Annotated in this window: 18 protein-coding genes and 1 pseudogene; 9 read left to right on the top strand and 10 right to left on the bottom strand. The window is 63.5% G+C overall.

All coding sequences use genetic code 11. The features are described from left to right. The 3 genes from LB558_RS27265 to LB558_RS27275 form a co-directional block, all read right to left on the bottom strand. Window positions 1–906 (bottom strand): carbohydrate ABC transporter permease, encoded by a 906-nt coding sequence (locus LB558_RS27265; RefSeq protein ID WP_013529495.1) that lies wholly within the window; start codon window positions 904–906, stop codon window positions 1–3. A gap of 65 nt (window positions 907–971) precedes the next feature. After that, a complete protein-coding gene (locus tag LB558_RS27270) occupies window positions 972–2,288 on the bottom strand; it encodes an ABC transporter substrate-binding protein (protein ID WP_127293507.1) in 1,317 nt (438 codons plus the stop codon). Window positions 2,289–2,647: 359 nt separating this feature from the next. Beyond that, on the bottom strand, window positions 2,648–3,343 hold the full coding sequence (locus LB558_RS27275) for a TetR/AcrR family transcriptional regulator (RefSeq protein ID WP_224700375.1): 696 nt from the start codon (window positions 3,341–3,343) through the stop codon (window positions 2,648–2,650). 110 nt (window positions 3,344–3,453) lie between these two features. Here LB558_RS27275 and LB558_RS27280 point away from each other — a divergent pair, with 110 nt between their 5' ends. The 3 genes and pseudogenes from LB558_RS27280 (at window position 3,454) to LB558_RS27290 (ending at window position 6,013) form a co-directional block, all read left to right on the top strand. Then, on the top strand, window positions 3,454–4,650 hold the full coding sequence (locus LB558_RS27280; protein WP_224700376.1) for a Tm-1-like ATP-binding domain-containing protein: 1,197 nt from the start codon (window positions 3,454–3,456) through the stop codon (window positions 4,648–4,650). 13 nt (window positions 4,651–4,663) lie between these two features. Continuing rightward, window positions 4,664–5,491 (top strand): annotated as a pseudogene (locus LB558_RS27285) (phosphoenolpyruvate hydrolase family protein); the annotation flags it as partial. Window positions 5,492–5,596: 105 nt separating this feature from the next. After that, window positions 5,597–6,013: a cupin domain-containing protein gene (locus LB558_RS27290; RefSeq protein WP_224700378.1), complete on the top strand. Its 417-nt coding sequence runs from the start codon at window positions 5,597–5,599 to the stop codon at window positions 6,011–6,013. A 188-nt stretch (window positions 6,014–6,201) separates the two neighbouring features. Here the strand turns inward: LB558_RS27290 and LB558_RS27295 are convergent, their stop codons facing one another. Continuing rightward, a complete protein-coding gene (locus tag LB558_RS27295; protein WP_224700379.1) occupies window positions 6,202–7,392 on the bottom strand; it encodes a M24 family metallopeptidase in 1,191 nt (396 codons plus the stop codon). A gap of 373 nt (window positions 7,393–7,765) precedes the next feature. Between LB558_RS27295 and LB558_RS27300 the strand changes: the two genes are divergently transcribed. The 5 genes from LB558_RS27300 to LB558_RS27320 all read left to right on the top strand — a co-directional run bounded on the left by LB558_RS27300 (window position 7,766) and on the right by LB558_RS27320 (window position 13,231). After that, window positions 7,766–9,376: an ABC transporter substrate-binding protein gene (locus tag LB558_RS27300; RefSeq protein WP_224700380.1), complete on the top strand. Its 1,611-nt coding sequence runs from the start codon at window positions 7,766–7,768 to the stop codon at window positions 9,374–9,376. A gap of 270 nt (window positions 9,377–9,646) precedes the next feature. Then, window positions 9,647–10,633, top strand: coding sequence for an ABC transporter permease (locus LB558_RS27305; protein ID WP_224700381.1), 987 nt, complete (start codon window positions 9,647–9,649; stop codon window positions 10,631–10,633). Then, entirely contained in the window at window positions 10,630–11,460 is an 831-nt protein-coding gene (locus LB558_RS27310; protein ID WP_224700382.1) for an ABC transporter permease, read from the top strand. Before LB558_RS27305 ends, LB558_RS27310 begins: the two co-directional genes overlap by 4 nt. Continuing rightward, window positions 11,457–12,458, top strand: a complete 1,002-nt coding sequence (locus tag LB558_RS27315) for an ABC transporter ATP-binding protein (protein WP_224700383.1) — start codon at window positions 11,457–11,459, stop codon at window positions 12,456–12,458. Before LB558_RS27310 ends, LB558_RS27315 begins: the two co-directional genes overlap by 4 nt. Then, the gene (locus tag LB558_RS27320; RefSeq protein ID WP_224700384.1) at window positions 12,455–13,231 is read left to right on the top strand and encodes an ATP-binding cassette domain-containing protein; all 777 of its coding nucleotides are present in this window, start codon (window positions 12,455–12,457) and stop codon (window positions 13,229–13,231) included. The genes LB558_RS27315 and LB558_RS27320 overlap by 4 nt, the downstream gene beginning before the upstream one ends. A 168-nt stretch (window positions 13,232–13,399) precedes the next feature. Here LB558_RS27320 and LB558_RS27325 read toward each other — a convergent pair whose 3' ends face one another. Further along, a complete protein-coding gene (locus tag LB558_RS27325; RefSeq protein WP_224700385.1) occupies window positions 13,400–14,011 on the bottom strand; it encodes an NAD(P)-dependent oxidoreductase in 612 nt (203 codons plus the stop codon). Between the two features lie 41 nt (window positions 14,012–14,052). Then, on the bottom strand, window positions 14,053–14,691 hold the full coding sequence (locus LB558_RS27330) for a DsbA family protein (RefSeq protein ID WP_224700386.1): 639 nt from the start codon (window positions 14,689–14,691) through the stop codon (window positions 14,053–14,055). A 130-nt stretch (window positions 14,692–14,821) separates the two neighbouring features. On the opposite strand from LB558_RS27330, the gene LB558_RS27335 reads away from it, so the two are divergent. Further along, entirely contained in the window at window positions 14,822–15,739 is a 918-nt protein-coding gene (locus LB558_RS27335; RefSeq protein ID WP_224700400.1) for a LysR family transcriptional regulator, read from the top strand. A gap of 12 nt (window positions 15,740–15,751) precedes the next feature. On the opposite strand, the gene LB558_RS27340 is transcribed toward LB558_RS27335, so the two are convergent. From LB558_RS27340 to LB558_RS27355, 4 genes are read right to left on the bottom strand one after another with little or no spacing between them, the layout of a single operon-like run. Next, on the bottom strand, window positions 15,752–17,368 hold the full coding sequence (locus LB558_RS27340; RefSeq protein ID WP_224700387.1) for a GMC family oxidoreductase: 1,617 nt from the start codon (window positions 17,366–17,368) through the stop codon (window positions 15,752–15,754). Then, complete coding sequence (locus LB558_RS27345; RefSeq protein WP_224700388.1) at window positions 17,365–18,879, bottom strand: FGGY-family carbohydrate kinase; 1,515 nt, start codon at window positions 18,877–18,879, stop codon at window positions 17,365–17,367. Before LB558_RS27345 ends, LB558_RS27340 begins: the two co-directional genes overlap by 4 nt. A 22-nt stretch (window positions 18,880–18,901) precedes the next feature. After that, window positions 18,902–19,744, bottom strand: coding sequence for a class I fructose-bisphosphate aldolase (locus LB558_RS27350; protein ID WP_224700389.1), 843 nt, complete (start codon window positions 19,742–19,744; stop codon window positions 18,902–18,904). Beyond that, window positions 19,735–21,432: a glycerol-3-phosphate dehydrogenase/oxidase gene (locus LB558_RS27355; RefSeq protein WP_224700390.1), complete on the bottom strand. Its 1,698-nt coding sequence runs from the start codon at window positions 21,430–21,432 to the stop codon at window positions 19,735–19,737. Before LB558_RS27355 ends, LB558_RS27350 begins: the two co-directional genes overlap by 10 nt. Window positions 21,433–21,452 lie beyond the last annotated feature (20 nt).

Consider the following 21,452-nt stretch of genomic DNA (forward strand, 5'->3'; position numbering starts at 1 on the left):
TCAGCGCTCCTTAACTTTGTTGAGGTATTTCACATAAATGTTGGTGATCGCCAGCACCATGATCAGCACGATATAGGCAAGCGCGCAGGAGCGCCCTGTCTGCCATTCCTGGAAAGCCATCTTGTAGAGACGGATGGAAATCACCTCGGTGCTCGGCTGGGTCGACAGCACATAGGCAAGATCGAAAGTCTTGAAGGCTTCCATGGTGCGGAAGATGACCGCGATCATCAGGATCGGCGCGACCAGCGGCAGCGTGATGCGGAAGAAGGTATAGAACGGCCCGGCGCGGTCGATCGCGGCAGCTTCATAAAGATGCTTCGGCACCGCCGAAAGCCCGGCGAGCGACAACAGCATGACGAAGGGCGACCACATCCAGATGTCTGTGAACGCGACCGCGTAGAGCGCCATCTTCGGATCGCCGAGCCATTGGAATTTGCCGAGGTCGAGCACGTAGTTGATGACCCCCCAGGACGGATCGTAGAGCAGTTTCCAGAACAGGCCGACCACCGCCATCGAGAGCATCATCGGCAAGAGCAGCAACGTCGTGATCAGGCCCTTGAGCGGAATGGTACGATTGAGCAGCATCGCCGTTCCAAAGCCGACGACAACCTGACCGACGACCGAGACGATGACGTATTTCGCGGTCACCGCGAAATTGTTCCAGATATAAGGGTCGCTGAGGAGCTCGCGATAGTTCTTCAGTCCGACGAAATTGGCCGGCGCATTGGTCGATGCGCGGAAGTCGGTGAAGGAATAGCCGAGCGAATAGATCAGCGGAAAGATGTTGAAGACGATCAGGAACACGATCGTCGGGATGATGAAGAGGTTACGTATCGAAATATCGCTGAGGCCGCGCGAGGCGGCTCTGGAGGAGGTATTCAGCGGTGTGATCATTGTGGTCGCCAAGACCTGCTCCCATTCCTGAAAAAGAAAACGGAGGAGGCACGTGCCTCCTCCGCACTACATGTCGGTTATTGGCCGCGGCCGTATTTCTTGAACGTGGCGTCCCAATCCTTCGCCAGCGCATCCAGCATTTCCTTGGCCGTACCATCGCCGTTTACGATGTACGGATAGACACGCTGGTTGAGCTGCTGCAGCAGTTCCGCATATTCCGGCACCGCCCAGAAGTCCTTGACCTTAAACATCGTGTCGTAGAAGGCTTTGTTGTAGGGCGTGGCGTTCTGGAACTCGGCCGATTCCAGCACGGCCTTGTTGCAGGTGTAGCCGCCGAGGGCTGCCCACTTCTTCTGCGTATCGTCCTGGATGAACCACTTCAGGAATTTCATCGCCTCTTCCTTGTTGTTGGAATAGGAGACGACGGAAATGCCCTGACCGCCGAGCGCGGCGAACTGCTCACCACCTGGACCTGCCGGGTTGGCGAAGAAGCCGGTGTTCTTGGCATGCGGGTTCGACGCCTCGTTGATCAACGAGGGGAAGAAGGCGAAGTAGTTCATGCTCATGGCCGCCAGGCCTTCGGTGATGGCCTGGTTGTTCTCGACGAAAAAGGCGTTGGTCCAGCCCGGAGGCGTGAAGCCGAACAGCTTGCGGTAGTTTTCTGCCGCGGCTACCGCCTTGTCCGAGTTGATGATGCCGTCGACCTTGTAGGTGCCGAAGTCGCCGAGCTCACCGCCATACGAGAACAGCGCGTTCTCGAAGCCCATCGCCAGGCCGTCATACTGGTTCTGGGTGTAGATGGCGATGCCGTAGCGGTTCTGGTCGGGCCTGTTGAAGAACTCCGCGATGTCGGTCATTTCCTTGAAGGTCTTGGGAACGGCAAGTTCGTAGCCATACTTGGCCTTGAACGCTTCCATTTCCTTCGGGTCCTCGAACCAGTCCTTGCGGTAGGCCCAGCCCACGGCGTCGCCCTCGGCCGGGATCGACCAGTATTTGCCGCTGTTGCCGGGATATTCGGAGTAGAACTTAACCGTCGCCGGAGCCATCTTGTCGAGAACCTGGTTCTCTTTGACGAAGTCGGTGAGATCGACATAGTGACCGCCCTCGGAGGCGGCACCAAGCCATTGCGAGTCGCCGACGACCAGGTCATAGGCGCTGCCCTTGGCGTTGAACTCGGTGAAGGCCTTGGTCTGGAAATCGGCCCACGGGGTGGTTTCCACCGTGATCTTGACGCCGGTTTGCTTCTCGTACTCGTTGCCGAGTTCCTGCAGATAGTTTGCGGGATCCCATTCAGCCCAGAAGATGGTGAGTGACTTTTCCTGCGCGTAAACGGACGTTCCGCAGGCAAGCGTTAAGCCGATACCAGCAAGTACGCTGGTCACTAACTTGCGCATAATGATTTCCTCCCTTGTGCGCATTCTACCTTATCGTGCGAGCCGGCGACGTGACCGGCCCTGGTAGTTCCTCCCGTGATCGCACCTTTCCGGTTTCGAGCCTCCTCGCCCCGCCGGAAAATGGATCGCAGCCCTCACTTTCGATCCGCTTTTCTGATCCAATCTGGTATTACCAATTTTGCATGCACGTCAAGCCCTTTCTTGGCAGCTTGACTTGGCCATTGCTATGGGTTTCCCGCTTTATCTGCCTGTTTTAGCAAGATTTTCCTACTCAGTGATATGATTGGGTATTGTCCGACACCCCACTCACCGGCTAAGATCGGTGGTGTGCATGCTAATCTGGTCGAACCAGTTAGGCCCTATTCCATGACTTCCCTCGGATCGAGGCTGCCTCCTTCATCGACCGATTCCGCGACCGCCGCACGCACCAGCGCCCCGGCCGCCCACTGTGCGACTGACATCGTCCGGCGGCTGTCCAGCCCCCAGATATCCTTGAGCACGATCAGCACCTCGACGCCGAAGATAAGCGACAGCGCCTGCGCCAGCCGCTTGAAGTCGCGCGGCGGCAAACGGCCCTTGAGCGGCGCGATCGCATCTTTCAGCAGGTCGATGCGATGGCCGCGCGTAAAGGCCGGCTCACCGCCCAGCGTGCCGGCCTGACGCCGCGCCCATTGATCGAGCGACAGCTTCAGGGCTGCCTTGAACGTGGCTTCGAAGGCCTCGATGCGCGGCATGGCCGTATCGAACAGCTCGGCGACCCGGCGCTCGGCGTCAGTGGAGGTCGATTGCCAGGTGAGGATCGGCCCCAACCCCTCGTCGACGACGGCCTGCACCAATGCGGCCTGGCTCGGGAAATAGCGATAGGCGGTGGCACGGGAAACCTGTGCCGCCTCGGCGACCTCGCTGACCGAGGGCGTGACGCCCGCCTGCATCAGCCTTGTTGCCGTCTCCAGCATCAGCCGTTTGGTCCGCGCGCGCGGCCCACGCTCGGGCACTGGGCCGATTGCCCGTTCAGCGTCGTCACTCGCAGCGGATTGTTGACGTGAGACATCCATATCAATACGATACGCGCGTCTCAAAAATTTGCAATGGTGTCCGCATCGTCGAGTGGCCCGGGCAATGAGCGATGGGGGCGGCATCGCGCCTGGCAGGATTGGGGAGCGCAATGAAGCGTATCTATGTGGTGGGTACCGCGGACACCAAGGGCGAGGAACTCGCCTTCCTGGCCGACGCGATCACTGCTGCGGGCGCCATCGTTTGTCGTGTCGATGTCGGAACGCGCGACGCAACCATCCCCGTCGATATCAGCGCGGGGGAAATCGCCGACCATCATCCCGGCGGCCGGGACGCCGTGCTCGGCGGCAATGATCGTGGCGCCGCGGTCGCAGCGATGGGCATCGCCTTCGCCCGCTTTGCCCAATCGCGCAACGACATCGCAGCCATGATCGGCATCGGTGGCGGTGGCGGCACATCGATCGTCACGTCGGGCATGCGCGCCCTGCCGCTCGGCCTGCCCAAGATCATGGTCTCGACGCTCGCCTCCGGCGATACCGCACCCTACGTCGATGTCTCCGACATCATCATGATGCCGGCGGTGACCGACATGGCCGGACTGAACCGGCTCTCCCGTGTCGTGCTGCACAATGCGGCTCAAGCCATATCAGGCATGGCGGCCAGACCGGCGCCGCCGCCAGACGGCCGGCCGTCGATCGGCCTCACCATGTTCGGCGTCACCACGCCTTGCGTGACCGCCATCGCCGACCAGCTCCGTTCGACCTATGACTGCATGGTCTTCCATGCCACGGGCACTGGCGGCCGCAGCATGGAAAAGCTGGCCGACAGCGGCTTGCTGTCCGGCGTCGTCGACATCACCACGACCGAAGTCTGCGACCTTCTGTTCGGCGGTGTGCTGCCGGCGACTGACGATCGTTTCGGCGCCGTCGCTCGCACGGGGCTGCCCTATGTCGGCTCCGCCGGCGCGCTCGACATGGTGAACTTCTGGGCGCCTTCGGCCATTCCGGAGCACTATCGCGATCGGCTGTTCTACGAACACAATCCCAATGTCACGCTGATGCGCACCACGGCGGACGAATGCCGTGCGATCGGCGAGTGGATCGGCGCCAGGCTCGCCCGCTGCGGGGGGCCGGTGCATTTTCTCATCCCGGAAAAAGGTGTCTCGGCGCTCGACATCGAAGGCGGCGCCTTCTTCGACCCGGAAGCCGACGCCGTTCTGTTCGAAGCCATCGAGCGCACCATCAAGCCCAACGGCAAGCGCCGCGTGACGCGCCTGCCGCTGCATATCAATGACCCGGAATTCGCAAAGGCTGCAATATCAGCCTTCCTCGACATCGCCAGACAGTGAGAGATCTCAAAAAATGCCCGCCATACCGCGCAAGGACATATTGAAGAAATTCAGGGGAATGGTCGACAAGGGCGTGCCGATCGTCGGCGGCGGCGCCGGCACCGGCCTGTCGGCCAAGGCCGAGGAAGCCGGCGGCATCGACCTCATCATCATCTACAATTCCGGCCGCTACCGCATGGCCGGGCGCGGCTCGGCCGCCGGCCTGCTCGCCTATGGCAATGCCAACGAGATCGTCAAGGAAATGGCCTACGAGGTGCTGCCGGTGGTCAGACACACGCCTGTGCTGGCCGGCGTCAACGGCACCGACCCGTTCGTCATCATGCCGCTGCTTCTGGCCGAGCTGAAGACGATGGGCTTTTCCGGCGTGCAGAACTTTCCCACCATCGGCCTGTTCGACGGCCAGATGCGGCAGAGTTTCGAAGAGACCGGCATGGGTTTCGGCCTCGAGGTCGACATGATCGCCGAGGCACACAAGCTCGATCTCTTGACCACGCCCTATGTCTTCAACCCGGATGAGGCCCGCGCCATGACGAAAGCCGGCGCCGACATCGTCGTCGCCCATATGGGCGTGACGACAGGCGGCTCGATCGGCGCCACGTCAGCCAAGTCGCTCGACGACTGCGTCGTCGAGATCGACGCCATCGCCAACGCGGCGCGCTCGGTGCGCAGGGATGTCATCCTGCTTTGCCATGGCGGCCCGATTTCGATGCCCGACGACGCCCGCTACATTCTTTCCCGTGCCAAGGGCCTGCACGGCTTCTATGGCGCAAGCTCGATGGAACGGCTGCCGGCGGAAGCCGCGATCGCCAGACAGACGGCCGATTTCAAGGCGGTGACGCTGGAGCATCGGACCCAAAAGTGGAAACCGGTTTTGGGAGAATCCGATGCTCCCACAAAAAGACAGAACGGCGGAACGGCCACGAAGAAAAAGAAGGGATAATGAGAGATGACCGACAGGAGCAAAATGTTTGTCTACCCGAAGGACGTCAGCGCCTTCGGCTTCGACTGGGGAAAATTGGCGCTGACGGTGGCGCCCGAAGTGAATGGCGCGACCCGCTTTTCCGGCGGCGTCGTCGACCTGCCTTCCGGCAAGGGCCACACGCGCCACAACCATCCGGGCGCGGAAGAAATCATCTTCGTCATCTCCGGTCATGGCGAGCAGATGGTCGAGGACGAAAAGGGCAATCCGGTGGTCGCAAAAGTCGGCCCCGGCTGCACCATCTATGTGCCGGAAAGCCGCTTCCATTCGACGCTCAACACCGGCGACGGGCCGATGCAGCTGTTCGTGGTCTATTCGCCGGCCGGGCCTGAACTGGTTTTGCGCGAGTTACCGGATTTCAGGCTGATTCCGCCGGGGCAATGATCTTGCCTCGGTTCCCGCGTTTGCTGGCGAGCCTCCCTCATCCGGCCGCTTCGCGGCGACCTTCTCGCCGAGGGGAGAAGAGACGAGCGGCTCCCTCCTCTCCCCTCGGGGAGAGGTCGGATGGCCCCGAATTGCTCTTCGCAATTCGGATGGCAATCCGGGTGAGGGGGCAGCGGCCTTAATACCAGCTAGGCGCTCGCGCCTCTGTTCCAGCCCCTGCCACGGTCGCCGAACATCACATAGCCGGTGTCGGTGACCGCCAGCGTGTCCTCCAGCTTGATGAAGCCGCGCGTCGGGTGGAGCATGGTTGTCTCCACCGACAGCACCATGTTCTTCTCCAGTGGCTTTGCCGCATAGGTGCCTTCATAGGTCACCGGGTGGTTGGTCATCAGGAACGGCGCTTCATGCGTGATCAGCCCCATGCCGTGGGCGAAAAAATCCGTGTAGGCCGCGACCTTCGAGGCCTTCAGCACGCCCTCGGCATGCGAAATCATGTCGCCGCCCAGCGTGCCCGCTCTGACCTTTGAGAAGGCCGCCTGCTGCACTGTCTCGACCTCGGCCAGCAAATCCTCAAGCTCGGCATCCGGTTCGCCCAGAACCCCCATGCGGCAGAGGTCGCCGATATAGCCGTGATAGTTGCCGCCGGAATCGATCGACAGCACCTCACCCTTCTTCCAAGCCTGCGGCGAGGCGGCGCGGTTGTGGCTGGAGCCCAGCGTCAGCAGGCAATATTCGAAATGGATGCCGCGATTGGTTTCCTCGCGCCGCAGCTGTTCGATGATCTCGCTCTTGGTCGTGCCTTCGCGCGCCCAGGCAATGGTCGCCAGCATGGAATCCGTGATCAGTTCGGAGGCGGTGCGCAGCTTCTCCAGCTCCGCGTCGGTCTTGATGGCGCGCATGCGCTCCAGCATGTCGGTCGCGTCGACCAGCCTGGCATCCGGCAATGCCTTGCGGATCAGCGTATAGGCATCCGACGGCAGGAAGCCGGGCTCGATGCCGATGCGGGCGCCGGCCTTGCCAATCTTCTGCAGGTGCTCGACGGCGAGGTTGGCGGCATCGAGCGTGCCCCAGCAGGCGGCGTGCAGCGTCGGCGTCCAGAACGGGTTGTTCTGATGCTCGCCACCCTCCATGCGGTTGCCGATATAGGCGGCATGGTCCGGCCCGCCCTTTTCGTACACGACGATCGGCAAATAACGGCTGTGGCCGATCGCATCCATGGCGGCAAAGAAGATGAATTTGTAGCCGCCCAGCAGATACTGCGTGTTGTGCTTGGAGGTGGCGAGCAGCAGGTCGATGCCGGCCTCCTCCATCAGCCGGTCGACCCTTGCCTGGTCGAACGGGATATTGCCGACCGCATTCTTGCCCGGAGCAATGTTCATCTCTCTCTCCCTGAATTGCCCGGGATCGCCGGCTGTTCTGCTCGCGATCCCCTGACTATGGCTCAAATCTGCACCATTTTGCCCGTTCTGGTCCAGCCAGAAATAGGGCAAACAGTACCGTTCGATGGCACCATATCGCCATTCGTCGCACATCAAGCCAATCTGGTCCGACCAGATTGATCTCATTGACCCGCTTCCTCCAAACTGGTCCAGCGGACGAAAATTTCAAAGCCAAGCGAGGATGCGCCAATTCCGTCTCTGGCGAAACCCTCGGCAAGGCTCATAATCGCCGCCGCAAGGATGCCGGCGGGCTTGCCGGCGTCCGAGGGGTATTGGCGCACCCGACCGGGTCGCGGAGAGGACGGAGTTGACCATGTCAGGTTTCACGATTTCCAGACGCACGATGCTTGCCGGCTCGGCGATGCTGCTGGCCTCCACCGCCATGCCGGCACCGGGCTGGGCGCAGACGCCGAAGAAGGGCGGCCGGCTGGTGCTTGCCGCCGATTCCGAACCACGCAACCTCAACCCGGCGATCGTGGCCTCCAATGGCGTGTTCTTCATCTCCAGCAAGATCGTCGAAACACTGGCCGAAGCCTCTTTCGACGGCAAGGACGGTCTCGCTCCACGGCTGGCGCTGAGCTGGGAGGGTGCCGCCGACGGGCTCTCGGTGACGTTCAAACTGCGCGACGGCGTCAAATGGCATGACGGCAAACCGTTCACCTCGGCCGACGTCGCCTTTTCGGCGCTGCAGATCTGGAAGCCGCTGCAGAATCTCGGCCGCACCGTGTTCAAGAATCTGGCCAGCGTCGACACCCCGGACGATCTCACCGCCATATTCAAATTTTCCAAGCCGACGCCGTTCCAGTTGATCCGCAACGCGCTGCCGGCGCTGAGCAGCGTGGTGCCGAAGCACATCTACGAGGTTGGCAAGATCGAGGACAACCCGGCCAACAACGCGCCCATCGGCACCGGACCGTTCAAATTCGGCGAGTACAAGGCCGGCCAGTATTACCGGTTGATCAAGAACACGGATTACTGGGGCAAGGACGAGCCCTATCTCGACGAGATCATCTATCAGGTGCTGCCGGATCGCACGTCAGCGGCGAGCGCGCTGGAGGCTGAAGAGATCCAGCTGGCGGCCTTCTCCGCCGTGCCGCTGGCCGATCTCGACCGCATCTCGAAAGTGCCGGGCCTGAAGGTGATCTCCAAGGGTTACGAAGGGCTGACCTATCAGCTCGTCGTCGAGATCAACCATCGCCGCAAGGAACTGGCCGACGTCAAGGTGCGGCAGGCGATCGCGCATGCCATCGACAAGGATTTCGTCGTCAAGACGGTGTTCCTCGGCTATGCCGCGACTGCCACCGGCCCGGTGCCGAAGAACGATCCGCAATTCTACACCTCCGATGTGCCGACCTATGCCTTCGACGTCGCCAAGGCCAACGCGCTGCTCGACGAGGCCGGCTACAAGAAAGGCGCCGACGGCAACCGCTTCTCGCTGAAACTGCTGCCCGCTCCCTATTTCAACGAGACCAAGCAGTTCGGCGACTATCTGCGCCAGGCGCTCGCCGCCATCGGCATCGACGCTCAACTGGTCAACAACGACTCGGCCGCGCACATCAAGGCGGTCTACACCGACCACGCCTTCGACCTCGCGGTCGGCCCGCCGGTGTTCCGCGGCGACCCGGCGATCTCGACCACCATCCTGGTGCAGAGCGGCATTCCGGACGGCGTGCCGTTCTCCAACCAGGGCGGCTACAAGAACGACGCACTCGATGCGCTGATCGCCAAGGCATCGGAGACGCTCGACGCCACCGCCCGCACCGACCTCTACAAGGAGTTCCAGAAGGAGGTGGCCACCGACCTGCCGCTGATCAACGTCGCCGAATGGAGTTTTATCAGCGTCGCCCGCGACACCGTCGGCAACATCGCCAACAACCCGCGCTGGGTGGTATCGAACTGGGCGGACACGTATTTGGAATCGTGACACAGTTGCGCGGATGAAAGTTCGCCGCGAAATCGGTGCTGAGACATGGCCTAAGGCCGAGTTTCTTCACACCCCCCTCTGTCCTGCCGGACATCTCCCCCGCAAGGGGGGAGATCGGCAGTTTCGCCGTCGCGCGAATTCGGTATCCGAGATTAGCGAAAGCAGAGGCCACATCCAATCTCCCCCCTTGCGGGGGAGATGTCCGGCAGGACAGAGGGGGGTGCCTAGACACCCCACTTCTCTTGATCGGCACAGTGTCATGCCATCCCCATGACCCGCGCCCTCACCCTCATCCGCCGTCGCCTTGTCGGCAGCATCTTCGTGCTGTTGATCGTCGTCGTCGGCACCTTCCTGCTGCTCGAAGCGGCCCCCGGCGACGCGGTCGATGCCTATATCGTCTCGACCGGCGGCGACGCCGGCATGATCGAGCTGTTGCGTCATCGCTGGGGCCTCGACCAGTCCGAGCTGACGCGGCTGGCCAACTATCTCTGGGCGCTGTTGCATCTCGATCTCGGCCAGTCGGTGACATTCTCCCGACCGATCCGCGATGTGATCCTCGAACGCCTGCCCAACACGCTGCTGTTGATGGTCAGCGCCACCGCGCTCTCCTTCGGGCTTGGCTCGGCACTCGGCATCTATGCCGGCGCGCGGCCAGGCAGTTTCCGCGATCGCTTCCTGTCGATCGGCTCGCTGGCGCTCTATGCCGTGCCGGGTTTCTGGCTCGGCTTGGTGCTGATCGTCGTCTTTGCCGTCGACCTGCGCTGGTTGCCGATCGGCGGTGTCGAAACCCTGGCCTCCGACAAGACCGGCCTTGATCGCGCCGCCGACATTGCCATCCATCTCGCCATGCCCGTTTCCGCCCTCGGCTTCATCTACCTGGCGCTCTATCTGCGCATGATGCGCGCCGGCATGGCCGAGGTCTGGCGGCAGGATTTCGTCCTGGCCGCGCGGGCCAAAGGATTGTCACGCCGCCGCATCGTGCTCGCCCACGTCGCCCGCAATGCACTGCTGCCGCTGGTCACCATGCTCGGCCTGCAGTCGGCGCAGATGCTCGGCGGCAGCGTCGTCATCGAGAGCGTGTTTTCCGTGCCCGGCCTCGGCCGGCTGGCGCAGGAGGCAGTCGCCTCCCGCGACACGCCGCTTCTGCTCGGCATTATCCTCACCAGCGCCGTCCTGGTCATCGTCATCAACCTTGCCGTAGACATCGCCTATGCCTTCCTCGATCCGCGCGTCGGCGCCGGCGAGGCCGGCGCATGAGTGCCCTTCGCCGCTTTCTGCGCACGCCCGAGGCGGTCGCCGGTGCCATCCTCCTGGCGGTGCTGATCGCCATGGCGCTGTCGGCGTCGCTGTTGTTTCCCGGCGATCCGCAAGCGATTGCCGGACCAGCGCTGCTGCCGCCGTTCCAGGACTGGTCGCTGCCGCTCGGCACCGACCGGCTTGGCCGCGACGTGCTGGCCGAGCTTTTCCACGGCGCCCGCACATCGCTGGCCGTCGGGCTCGCGGCCGCCGCCGCCGCACTTGTCGTCGGCGCCGTGGTCGGCACGCTGGCCGGCTTTGCCGGCGGCCTCGTCGACGAGGTGCTGATGCGCATCACCGACGCCTTCCAGACCGTGCCGAGCTTCCTGCTGGCACTGGCCTTCGTCAGCGTCGTCGGGCCGTCGCTTGGAATCGTCGTGATTGCCATCGCGCTCGGCACCTGGACCGGACCTGCTCGGGTCGCCCGCGCGGAAGTCCTGTCCATTCGCGAACGCGATTATGTCGCCGGAGCCAGGGTCATCGGCATGCACCCGCTGGCGATCGCCTTTCGCGAGGTGCTGCCCAATGCCTTGCCTCCGGTGCTGGCGATGTCATCGGTGATCGTCGCCGCCGCGATCCTCACGGAGGCGGCGTTGTCCTTCCTCGGCCTGGGCGATCCCAACCGGGTCACCTGGGGCGGCATGATATCAGAAGGCCGCGCCGTCCTGCGCACCGCGCCCTTCCTGTCGATCGTCCCGGGCATAGCACTGGTGCTGACCGTGCTCGGCGTCTATCTCGCCGGTGAAGGTATCGTCGAGACGACAGCGGTCAGGAGAGGCCTGTCGTGACCGCCCTGGCTGCGATCCGCGACCTGACGGTCACCTACCGCCGCGATGGCAGCGAGATGGCGGCGTTGAAAGGTATCAACCTCGACATCGTCGCTGGCGAACGCCTCGCCATCATCGGCGAAAGCGGTTCTGGCAAGAGCACTCTGGCGTTGGCGATTGCGGGGTTGTTGCCGGCGAGGACCAGGATCGATGGGCGGATCGATTGGTTTTTGCGATCGGGAGGTGCCAGGACGCCCCCCTCTGTCCTGCCGGACATCTCCCCCTCAAGGGGGGAGATTGGCAGTTCCCTCGCAGGCTCTCTTTCTGCATCCCTGGCGATTGGCGAAAGTGGAGACAAGGGTGCAATCTCCCCCCTTGAGGGGGAGATGTCCGGCAGGACAGAGGGGGGCCTCATAGAGCGCCAACCTTTTCATCTTCGTGATGGAGTGCCCCGCCTCGGCCGCGACATCGGCTTCATCTTCCAGGATCCCTTCGCCAGCCTCGATCCCGTCATGACCATCGGCAAGCAAATCGCCGAAGTCGCGCGCACGCATCTCGGTCTCACCTGGTCCCAATCCTATGCCAGGGCCAAAAGCCTGCTCGAGCGCGTCCGCCTGCCGGACCCGGACTCGGCCTTGCGCGCTTTCCCGCATCAGCTTTCCGGCGGCCAGAAGCAGCGTGTGGCGATCGCCGCAGCCATTGCGGCCGGTCCGAAAGTGCTGATCGCCGACGAAGCGACCAGCGCGCTCGATACCATCGTGCAGGCCGAGATCGTCACCTTGATCCGACGCCTGGTGACCGAGGACGGCATGACGCTGCTGTTCATCAGCCATGACATCGCGCTGGCGGCCGAGCTTGCCGAGCGCATCGCCGTTTTCCGTCATGGCCAGTTGGTCGAGCTTGGCATGACGGCGCAGATTGTCGGCGCCCCGACCCAGCCCTATACACGCGCATTGCTCGATGCCCATATCGGCCTCGACACCAGGCCATTGCTGGACCGAGCCGGGCTCCACGCATGAGCCTGCTGGCGGTGTCCAACCTCACCAAGCGCTACCGTCGGGGCGGCAAGACCATCGCTGCCGTCGACGATGTCTCCTTTCACGTCGACCCAGGCGAAACGCTGGCGTTGGCAGGACCTTCCGGCAGCGGCAAGTCGACGATCGCGCGGCTGGTGCTGCGATTGATCGAGCCGGACGACGGGCGCATCGAATTCGAAGGCGACGATTTCCTGGCCCTGCGCGGCGCCACCTTGCGTGCCCGCCGCGCACGCCTGCAAATGGTGTTCCAGGACCCGTTGGCCGCCTTCAACCCGCGCGCTACCGTGGCGCGTGTGCTCGACGATCCCTTGCGCATCCATGGCATCGCCTCCCGCACCGAGCGACCGCGCCGCATCGCCGCCTTGCTGGAGCGCGTCGGGCTCACGGCGGATCTCCCCTCACGTGCCATCCATGAAATCTCCGGCGGCCAGCGCCAGCGCGTCGCCATTGCCCGCGCCATCGCCACAAGGCCGTCCCTGATCGTGCTCGACGAGGCAGTGTCGGCGCTCGACGTCTCCGTACGCGGGGAGATCCTCGAGCTTTTGCTCGACCTGCAACGCCAGGAAAAGATCGCCTATCTCTTCATTTCACATGATCTCGGCGTCATCCGGTCGGTCGCCCACCGCGTCATCCTTCTCGACGCTGGACGAGTTGCCGAGAACGGCGATGCCCGAACCGTCATCGACGCACCGCAATCGGCCATTGGCAAGGCGCTGGTGGCGGCAGCACCGAGATTGAACCGGGCCGGACCATGATCCCGAAAAGTGGGATCCGGATTTAGGACAAGGTCATGGTCAAACAACAAACCAGGACGCGCAGGCATGACAGCCCAGCACTTCCTGCGAGGCGCTGAGACACGATGGGCTCGTCACCGAGACCGTCGGCCGGCCTCGATTGAGGCTCGGCCGCCACCACCCGTTCGCTCAATAGCCGACGGTGAAGCGCTGCCTGATGTGAGCCGGCTTCTCGATCTCGTCGGCCATGACGATCGCGTAGTCCTCGAAGGAAATGCTGCTGCCCTTGTCGGAGGCGAGAAGCGTGTCCTTGCCGAGGCGGAATTTGCCGGTGCGCTCGCCAGGCACGAACATGGCGGATGGCGACAGGAACGTCCAATCGAGGTCGCTGACCGTCTTCAATCTGTCCAGGAAGTCGGCGCCCTTCTGCGCTTCGGCCTTGTAGATATCAGGGAATTCAGGCGTGTCGACCAGCCGCTTGCCGGGTGCGACTTCGAGGCTTCCGGCGCCGCCGACGACGAGGTAGCGCTTCACGCCGGAGGCCCGCACCGCCTCGATCAGCGTCTCGGCATCGCTGTCCAGGAAATGCACGGAGCTGATCACCGCGTCATGGCCGCGGATCAGGTCCGCGAGACCTTGTCTGTCGAAGACATCGCCCTTCCTGGCCGTCACGCCCGGAAGCGCGGCGATCTTTTCCGGGTTGCGCGCAATGCCGGTGACGGTATGGCCGCGATCGGAGAGTTCCCTGAGAAGGCGCGAACCGACAGCGCCCGATGCACCAATGAGAGCGACTTTTGCCATGTCTGTTTCCTTATTTCTTGTTGGGGGTCTGGAGGATGGGATCACGCCGCCGCGATATGGGCGGCGAGATTGTCGAAACTGCCGAACAGTGCGTTCGAACCGATGAGCCGGGGCGTATCGTTGCGGACGACCGCCAGGGAAGGCACGCCATCTGCATGCAGGCGCTGGAACAGCGCACGGCCACGGCCAACCAGATCGCGGTGAGCCGTCAGCAATGTTTCAGTCGGCGCCTTGAGCATTTCGGCGGCGTCCGCCATGCCGGCGACGGCAAGCACCTCAGCGACGCCACCGATCGTCACGACATCGCGGCCATCGACATAGCGCGCATGCTGGATCGTCTTCAGCGCCGCAAGCCGGCGGCTGGGATCTTCCAGGCCGGCGGCGCTGATGCCGAGCGTGGCGGCATGCGAGTCGAGAAGGGTTCCGCGGACATTGAGGACATTGTGCCGGTAGGCCGGGGTGAACACTTGTCCGGTCAGGCGCTCGATGCGCTGGTCGTTCGCCCAGGCGTGCGTCGCAAAACCTTCATCCATTGGCCGCGCGCCGGCGCCGGAAAACAGGCCGGTCGGCAGCAGTTCGATGCGCATGCCGGCGGCCGACAACCGGTCGAGCATCGGGGCGGCACCATAGCACCAGCCGCAGAGCGGATCGAAAAGATAGGTCACTTCTGAATTGCTCATAGTCGCTGCCATTCCTGTCCGGCTACCGGATTCATCGAGGCCGTCGCTCATATGTGGCAGACGGCGGCCTTGCGATAAATGGCACCCAATTATACAACCTGTCTGATCTGATCATACAAAGGGCAGCCGGCTGACCGAACTTCTGAACCTCAATCGGCTCGCCTACTTCACCACGGTGATGGAAACCGGCTCGTTCACTGCCGCAGCCGACCGGCTTGGCGTCGCCAAGGCCGTGGTCAGCCATCAGATCGGCAAGCTCGAAGAGGAACTGGGCGCAACGCTGCTGCAGCGCACGACCCGGCGTGTCACGCCGACCGAAGAGGGTCGCCTCTTCTATGACCGCGCGATGATCATCCTGCGGGAAGCGGAGGCGGCCTATGGCGAAATCTCGCGCGGGGCCGTCGAACCGAGCGGAACGCTGAGGCTGACGGCGCCGCTCGACTACGGCACCAAGATGGTGGCTCCGGTCATGGCGGCCTATCTCAGGACCTATCCGCATATGCGCGTCGAGGCGATCTTCGACGACGCCGTCAGCAATCTGGTGGACGAGCAGATCGATCTCGGCATCCGTGTCGGCTGGCTCACCGATTCCTCCAACCAGGCGCGGCGCCTGGGGACGATCCGGCAGATCGTGGTGGCGAGCCCTGGCTTCGCGGCAAGCCTGCCGCCCGACGTGACGCCGCGCCAGGCAAGATCGCTGGCCTGGGTCGGCAACGCCCAGCTGCGCGGCATCGGTCAATGGCTGTTTTCCAGGGATGGCGAAACAGTGCTGACCGAACTCAATCCGATCGTCATGTGCGACAAGAGCCCGGCTGCCCTGGCTTGCGTGCTCGCCGGCATCGGGCTCGGCGTCTTTCCGGACTACAGCGTCAGCGACGATATCGCCGAGGGGCGGCTGGTGCCGGTGTTTGCCGACTGGAGCCTGCCGTCAGGCGGCATCCACGCGGTCTTTCCGCCGGCCCGGTTCCGGCCCGCCAAGGTGCGCACCTTCGTCGATCTGCTCGCGGCGGCCGAGAGACGGCGATCGCGCGGTGTTGCCACGGCTTGAAGCCGATGGCGGTCAGCGGGCCTCTTGCAGGATCATCTCGGCTGCCTTTTCCGCGATCATGACGACCGGCGAGTTGGTGTTGCCCGAGACGATTGTCGGCATGATCGAGGCATCGACCACGCGCAGCCCGCCAAGCCCGTGAACACGCAGGCCATCGTCGACCACCGCCATCGTATCCGAACCCATCTTGCAGGTGCCGACGGGGTGGAAAATTGTCGTGCCGATATCGCCGGCCTTGCGGATGAGCTCTTCATCGCTGTCATACTGCGTGCCGGGCAGTATCTCTTCCGGCGCAAAGCGCGCCACGGCCCGGGCCTTCATCAAACCGCGGACATGGCGCAACGACGCGACGGCCACGCCGCGGTCTCCCGCGGTGGAAAGATAGTTCGGTCGGATCTTCGCCGCCTCCCGTGCATCGGATGACCCCATATGTACGGTGCCCCGACTTTCCGGACGCAGATTGCAGACCGAGACGGTGACCGCGGGAAAGCGATGCAGTGGCTCGCCCAGACGGTCGGTGCTCAGCGGTTGCACATGATATTCGAGATCGGGCGTTGCGAGGCGCGGATCACTCCTGGCGAAGATGCCGAGCTGGCTTGGCGCCATCGACAGCGGCCCACTGCGTTTGAGCGCGTATTCCAGCCCCATCGACGCACGGCTGACCAGATTGTGGTAGCGTTGGTTGAGCGTCGCGGTGTTGGCGACCTTGAAGACGGTGCGGATCTGCAAATGGTCCTGCAGGTTTTCTCCGACGCCTGGCAAGGCATGACGAACGTCTACGCCGATGCCCGAGAGCAGGTCGGGGCGACCCACCCCCGACAGTTCGAGCAGCTTCGGCGAGTTGATGGCACCGGCTGCAAGGATCGTCTGTCCAGCGCGGACCTGGTGCAGGCGGTCACCTTGGCGGAAAACCAGTCCGGTGACGCGCCGGCCGTCGAATTCGAGCCGTTCGGTCTCGGCGCCGAGCACCACGCGCAGGTTCTTGCGCGCCGCGATGCCACGCAGGAAGGCCTTCGACGTGTTCCAGCGGACGCCCTTCCTCTGGTTGACCTCGAAATAGCCCGAGCCTTCATTGGTGCCGGTGTTGAAGTCTTCGGTGCGGGGAATGCCTAGTTCCTCGGCAGCGTCCCGAAAGGCGTCGAGAACCGGCCATGACAGCCGCTGCCGTTCGACCCGCCACTCGCCGCCGCTGCCGTGCATGGCGCCTTTGCCGCCATGATAGTCTTCCGATCTGAGGAAATAGGGCAACACGTCGTCCCAGCCCCAGCCGGCATTGCCGGCCTGACGCCAGCCATCATAGTCGGCTGCCTGGCCGCGCATGTAGATCATGCCGTTGATCGACGAACAGCCGCCAAGCACCTTGCCGCGCGGATAGTTGAGTCTGCGTCCATTGAGACCGGCTTCCGGCTCGGTCTTCATCATCCAGTCGGTACGCGGGTTGCCCATGCAGAAGAGGTAGCCGATGGGGATATCGACCCAGTGATAGCGGTCGCTGCCGCCGGCCTCGAGCAGCAGCACACTGTTGCGCGGATCGGCCGAAAGCCGGTTGGCGAGCACGCAGCCGGCGGAGCCGGCACCGACGATGACGTAATCGTAACTGCCGAACGGGGACGGTGAAACTTCAGTCACGTGCGCGCCTGCTGTCCGGCGATGCGCTCCCATAACGGGGTCATCGCCTGGTTGATCTCGCCGTAGAGTCGATACCGCCGTGCGTATGCGTGAGCAACCGCCTCGTTGGGTACAAAATGCCGGGCCGCCGCTGTCATGGCGGCGGCACCGGCACTGTAGTCCGCGAAAATGCCGACGCCGGTACCGGCAGCGATCGCCGCTCCCAGCGCGCCGGTTTCGCGGCTGCGCGCCACGGTGACGGGCACGCCGAGCACATCGGCGAAGATCTGCGGCCACACGCTGCTGCGCGAGCCGCCGCCCGACAGCACCACCTGATCGAAATCAGCGCCCGCATTGTGCAAGGTCTCGACATGGCGCTTGTGCTCGAAGGCGACACCCTCGAACAGCGCGCGAAGCAGATGGGCTCGGGTATGCCAGCCGGCGATGCCATAGAAGCCGGCGCGCGCATGGCCATTCTGCTGCGAGCCGTAAAGGAAGGGATGATAGATCGGGATGTCGCTGTTCGGATCGACGGACGCCACCAGTTCGCTGCACAACTCGAACGGCGACTTGCCGGCTTCGCCGCCATGTTCGAGGAATTCGCGAACGATCCATTCGAGATTGGCGGCCGCGGTCGCACTGGATTCGATCGCCAGATAGCGCTGGAGATCGAAGGTCGACAGCATGAAGATCGAAGGGTCGCGGATCGGTTCGTTGGTGATGACCTGGTTGATGCTCCAGGTTCCGGCGATGACCGAGGCGGCACCGGTTCTGGTCACGCCCGAACCGACCGCGCTGGCGACAACATCGAACAGCCCGGCGACGACCGGCGTGCCGGCGCGAAGTCCCGTCAGGGCCGCAACGTCCTCGCTGACATGGCCGGCAATGTCAGCCGATTCCAGCACTGGCGGCAGCAGGTCCGTGCAATCGCCGAGCCCATAGGCGGCAAGCAGGTCCGGCTCGTAGCGGCGGTCCTGCATCTGCAGCAGACCGCAGCCCGACATGTCTGAAGTATCGCTGCTGCGCGCACCTGTCAGGCGGTTGACGACGAAATCCTTGCACAGGAACACAGTTCCGATGTTGGAGAACAAAGCCGGCGAAAAGCGCTTGAGCCAGGCAAGCAGGGTCGGCGTCTGCGCCGCCCACGGCCGTTGCAGGCAATGTGCATAGGTGCGGTCGCCGACATTCTGTTTTGCCCATTCGGCGACGATGCCGACCGCGCGCGTGTCGAGCGACTGGATGCCGATCAATGGCGCGCCCGTGCGATCGAGCGCGTAGAGGCCGTTGCCATGGCCGGCGCAGCCGATGGCAACGATCTCGCCGGCGTCGATACGAGCTTCAGCGATGCATTGGCCGATGACCGAGACCGCGTTGCGCCAGAGTTCGTCGAGGTCGCGTTCGACATGTCCGGGCTTTGGCATGGACGAGCGGCCGTCACGGGCGGCGAATGCCAGTTCGCGGCCGGACAGGTCGAAGAGGATGGCCTTGATGACGGTGTTGCCGGCATCGAGACCGAGGATATAGCTTGCCATTGGCGCCTCCCGAGGCCGCAGCCTATGCCTGGTTGTACAGATCCCAGGCCGTGCCGCCATCGGCATCGTCGTGAATGATCGCCATCAGCCCGCGCACGACAGCGCTCGGGTTGGCGTGCTGGTAGATGTTGCGGCCATAGACCATGCCAAGCGCACCCTGTGCCATCAAGGCGGCCGACTTGTCGAACACGGCGCGCAGATCCTCCTTGCCGCCGCCGCGCACCAGCACCGGGCAGCGCGCCGCCTCGACGACGCGGTGGAAGTCGTTGGGATCGGTGGTCGGATCGGCCTTGACGATATCGGCACCCATCTCGCGGGCAAGCCGGGTCAAGGTGACGATCTTTTCGGCATCGCCGTCCACCATGTAGCCGCCATGCTCAGTGACCGGCAGCATGGCCAGCGGCTCGATCATCAGGGGCAGGCCGTATTTCTCGCAATCGGCGCGCACGCGGGCGATGTTCTGCACGCATTGCCGGAATAGGTCCGGCTCGTCGGGCAGCATGAACAGATTGACCACGACGCAAGCCGCATCCATCTCGATGGCGCCAAGCAAGGGCTCGGCTTCGTTCTGCAGCACCGCCCACATCGCCCGGTGGCGTATCTTGTTATAGGGATTGCCCATGTCGATGCGCATCACCAGCGCCGGCTTCTCCTTGCCAGGCACGGATTGCAGCAAATCGGCCTGGCCGTAGTTCATCTGGATGGCGTCGGGACCGGCCTTGACCAACTGATTGACGACACCGGCCATGTCTTCCAGCCCGGCAAGGAAGCTCGGTTCGTTGCAGACGCCATGATCGATAGCCACGTCGAGGCAGCGGCCGCCACCGAACAGCCGGTTCATGCGGACTTTCTTGTTTACGCGCATAGGGCGCTCCTTTGATGCGTCTGGAGGTCGATGCCGTGCCGGTCGGCCAGCAAGGCGAGGAAGGTCGAGCGCTCAGTGGCGGCCTCGCTGGCGCTCCAGCCCTTGTGCGCCGCCAGCATGTCGAGAACGGTGTTGACGAGGTCGAAGCTGAGACCGCCTGAAATGGCGATGGTGGTGCGGCGCAGGAACAGATCGGCAAGGCACTCGACCTGTTCGCGCTCGATGATGCGCCCGATTTCGCTTGCCGAATAGTCCGACAGTGGCAGCATCTGTTCGCCCGCCGGGTGCGAAACGAAATTCCTGGCCGACGTGCCATAGCGCTGCAGAAGTGTGTGCGCACGCTCGACCGGCAGGCCATGCTCTGCGGCGAATGACGCGCACCAGACCTGCGGGTCGGCCGGAAAATCACGGCCGCCACCGATGGCCATGTCCTGCGTGCCCTTGCTGCGCGCGAGGCCGAGCCGCTTCAACGCCATATCGGCGGCCAGCGCTCCAAACGAACGGAAGGTGGTCCACTTGCCGCCGATCATGCACAGTGTCGCCGGCAGGTGTCCGGCCGGTTCGACGAACTCGCAAAAATGATCGCGCGGTATTCGGCTGGTAAAACTGTCCTCGCTGGCGGGCAAAGGACGCACGCCGGCGAAGCGGAACACGATCTGGTCTACGGTGACCTTGATCGAGGGGAAGACGAAGGCGAGCGACTGCAGGATGTAGCGCTGCTCGTCCTCCTCGCAGCGGACCTTGTCCGGATCGTCCACCCGGATGTCGGTCGAGCCGATCAGCACCTTGCCCAGATAAGGAAACAGGATGCAGATGCGTCCGTCCTCGTTCTCGTAATAGACCATGTGGCCGCCGAGTGCGGCGTAGAGTTCTGCGTGGTCGACGATGAGATGCGAGCCCTTGGTGCCGCCCATCATCGTCTGCGCCGTCGCCCCGATGGCCTTGTTGGTCAGGTCGATCCAGCCGCCGCTGGCGTTGATCACCAGTTGCGCCCGTACCGGCAGTTGTTCGCCCGTCAGCGTGTCGGTAATGGAGAGGCCGTCACCTGTCGACGATACCTGAGCGTAGTTCAAGGCGCGGGCGTTCGCCGCGCTCGCCATGGCGTCCAGCAGCATCTCCAGGCCGAGGCGTTCGGGCCGGCTCACCCAGGCGTCGTAATAGGTCGCCGAATTGCGGATCGCCGGATTGATCGCCGGCCATGTCTTCAGGGTCTCGGCGCGGCCCCTGAACCTGTGCGTAGGCATCAAACGCCGTGCCGCGGTGAAAAGGTCATACATGGCCAGCCCGGCCTTGATGACCAGCGCCCCGCGCCGGCTCGGCCGCCGCGTCAGCCCCAGGAAACGCACCGCACCGTTCGCGAGACCGGAGAAAATGTCGAAGATCGGCACCGTCGTCGGCAGCGGAGCCACATAGTGCGGCGCATTTCTCAGCAGCCGGTCGCGTTCGAGCAGCGATTCGCGCACCAGTTTGAATTCGCCGTTTTCGAGGTAGCGCAGGCCGCCATGCACCATGCGCGACAGGGCGGCACTGGCGCCGCTGCAATAGTCGCCCTTTTCCGCCAGCACGACATCGACGCCTTGCAGCGCCAGTTCGCGAAAGACGCTGATGCCGTTGATGCCGCCACCGATGACGAGCACGGCGATATCAGGCCGGTCGCGCAGACCGGCTAACGTATGGCTACGGTTCATCGGAGCTGTTGCCTTTTTTG

The sequence above is a fragment of the Mesorhizobium sp. CO1-1-8 genome (assembly GCF_020164875.1).
Taxonomy (GTDB): domain Bacteria; phylum Pseudomonadota; class Alphaproteobacteria; order Rhizobiales; family Rhizobiaceae; genus Mesorhizobium.

Coding starts and splice junctions, on each gene's coding strand:
- LB558_RS27270 (WP_127293507.1), bottom strand. CDS start 2,288: ATGCGCAAGTTAGTGACCAGCGTACTTGCTGGTATCGGCTTAACGCTT.
- LB558_RS27275 (WP_224700375.1), bottom strand. CDS start 3,343: ATGGATGTCTCACGTCAACAATCCGCTGCGAGTGACGACGCTGAACGG.
- LB558_RS27280 (WP_224700376.1), top strand. CDS start 3,454: ATGAAGCGTATCTATGTGGTGGGTACCGCGGACACCAAGGGCGAGGAA.
- LB558_RS27290 (WP_224700378.1), top strand. CDS start 5,597: ATGACCGACAGGAGCAAAATGTTTGTCTACCCGAAGGACGTCAGCGCC.
- LB558_RS27295 (WP_224700379.1), bottom strand. CDS start 7,392: ATGAACATTGCTCCGGGCAAGAATGCGGTCGGCAATATCCCGTTCGAC.
- LB558_RS27300 (WP_224700380.1), top strand. CDS start 7,766: ATGTCAGGTTTCACGATTTCCAGACGCACGATGCTTGCCGGCTCGGCG.
- LB558_RS27305 (WP_224700381.1), top strand. CDS start 9,647: ATGACCCGCGCCCTCACCCTCATCCGCCGTCGCCTTGTCGGCAGCATC.
- LB558_RS27310 (WP_224700382.1), top strand. CDS start 10,630: ATGAGTGCCCTTCGCCGCTTTCTGCGCACGCCCGAGGCGGTCGCCGGT.
- LB558_RS27320 (WP_224700384.1), top strand. CDS start 12,455: ATGAGCCTGCTGGCGGTGTCCAACCTCACCAAGCGCTACCGTCGGGGC.
- LB558_RS27325 (WP_224700385.1), bottom strand. CDS start 14,011: ATGGCAAAAGTCGCTCTCATTGGTGCATCGGGCGCTGTCGGTTCGCGC.
- LB558_RS27330 (WP_224700386.1), bottom strand. CDS start 14,691: ATGAGCAATTCAGAAGTGACCTATCTTTTCGATCCGCTCTGCGGCTGG.
- LB558_RS27345 (WP_224700388.1), bottom strand. CDS start 18,879: ATGGCAAGCTATATCCTCGGTCTCGATGCCGGCAACACCGTCATCAAG.
- LB558_RS27350 (WP_224700389.1), bottom strand. CDS start 19,744: ATGCGCGTAAACAAGAAAGTCCGCATGAACCGGCTGTTCGGTGGCGGC.
- LB558_RS27355 (WP_224700390.1), bottom strand. CDS start 21,432: ATGAACCGTAGCCATACGTTAGCCGGTCTGCGCGACCGGCCTGATATC.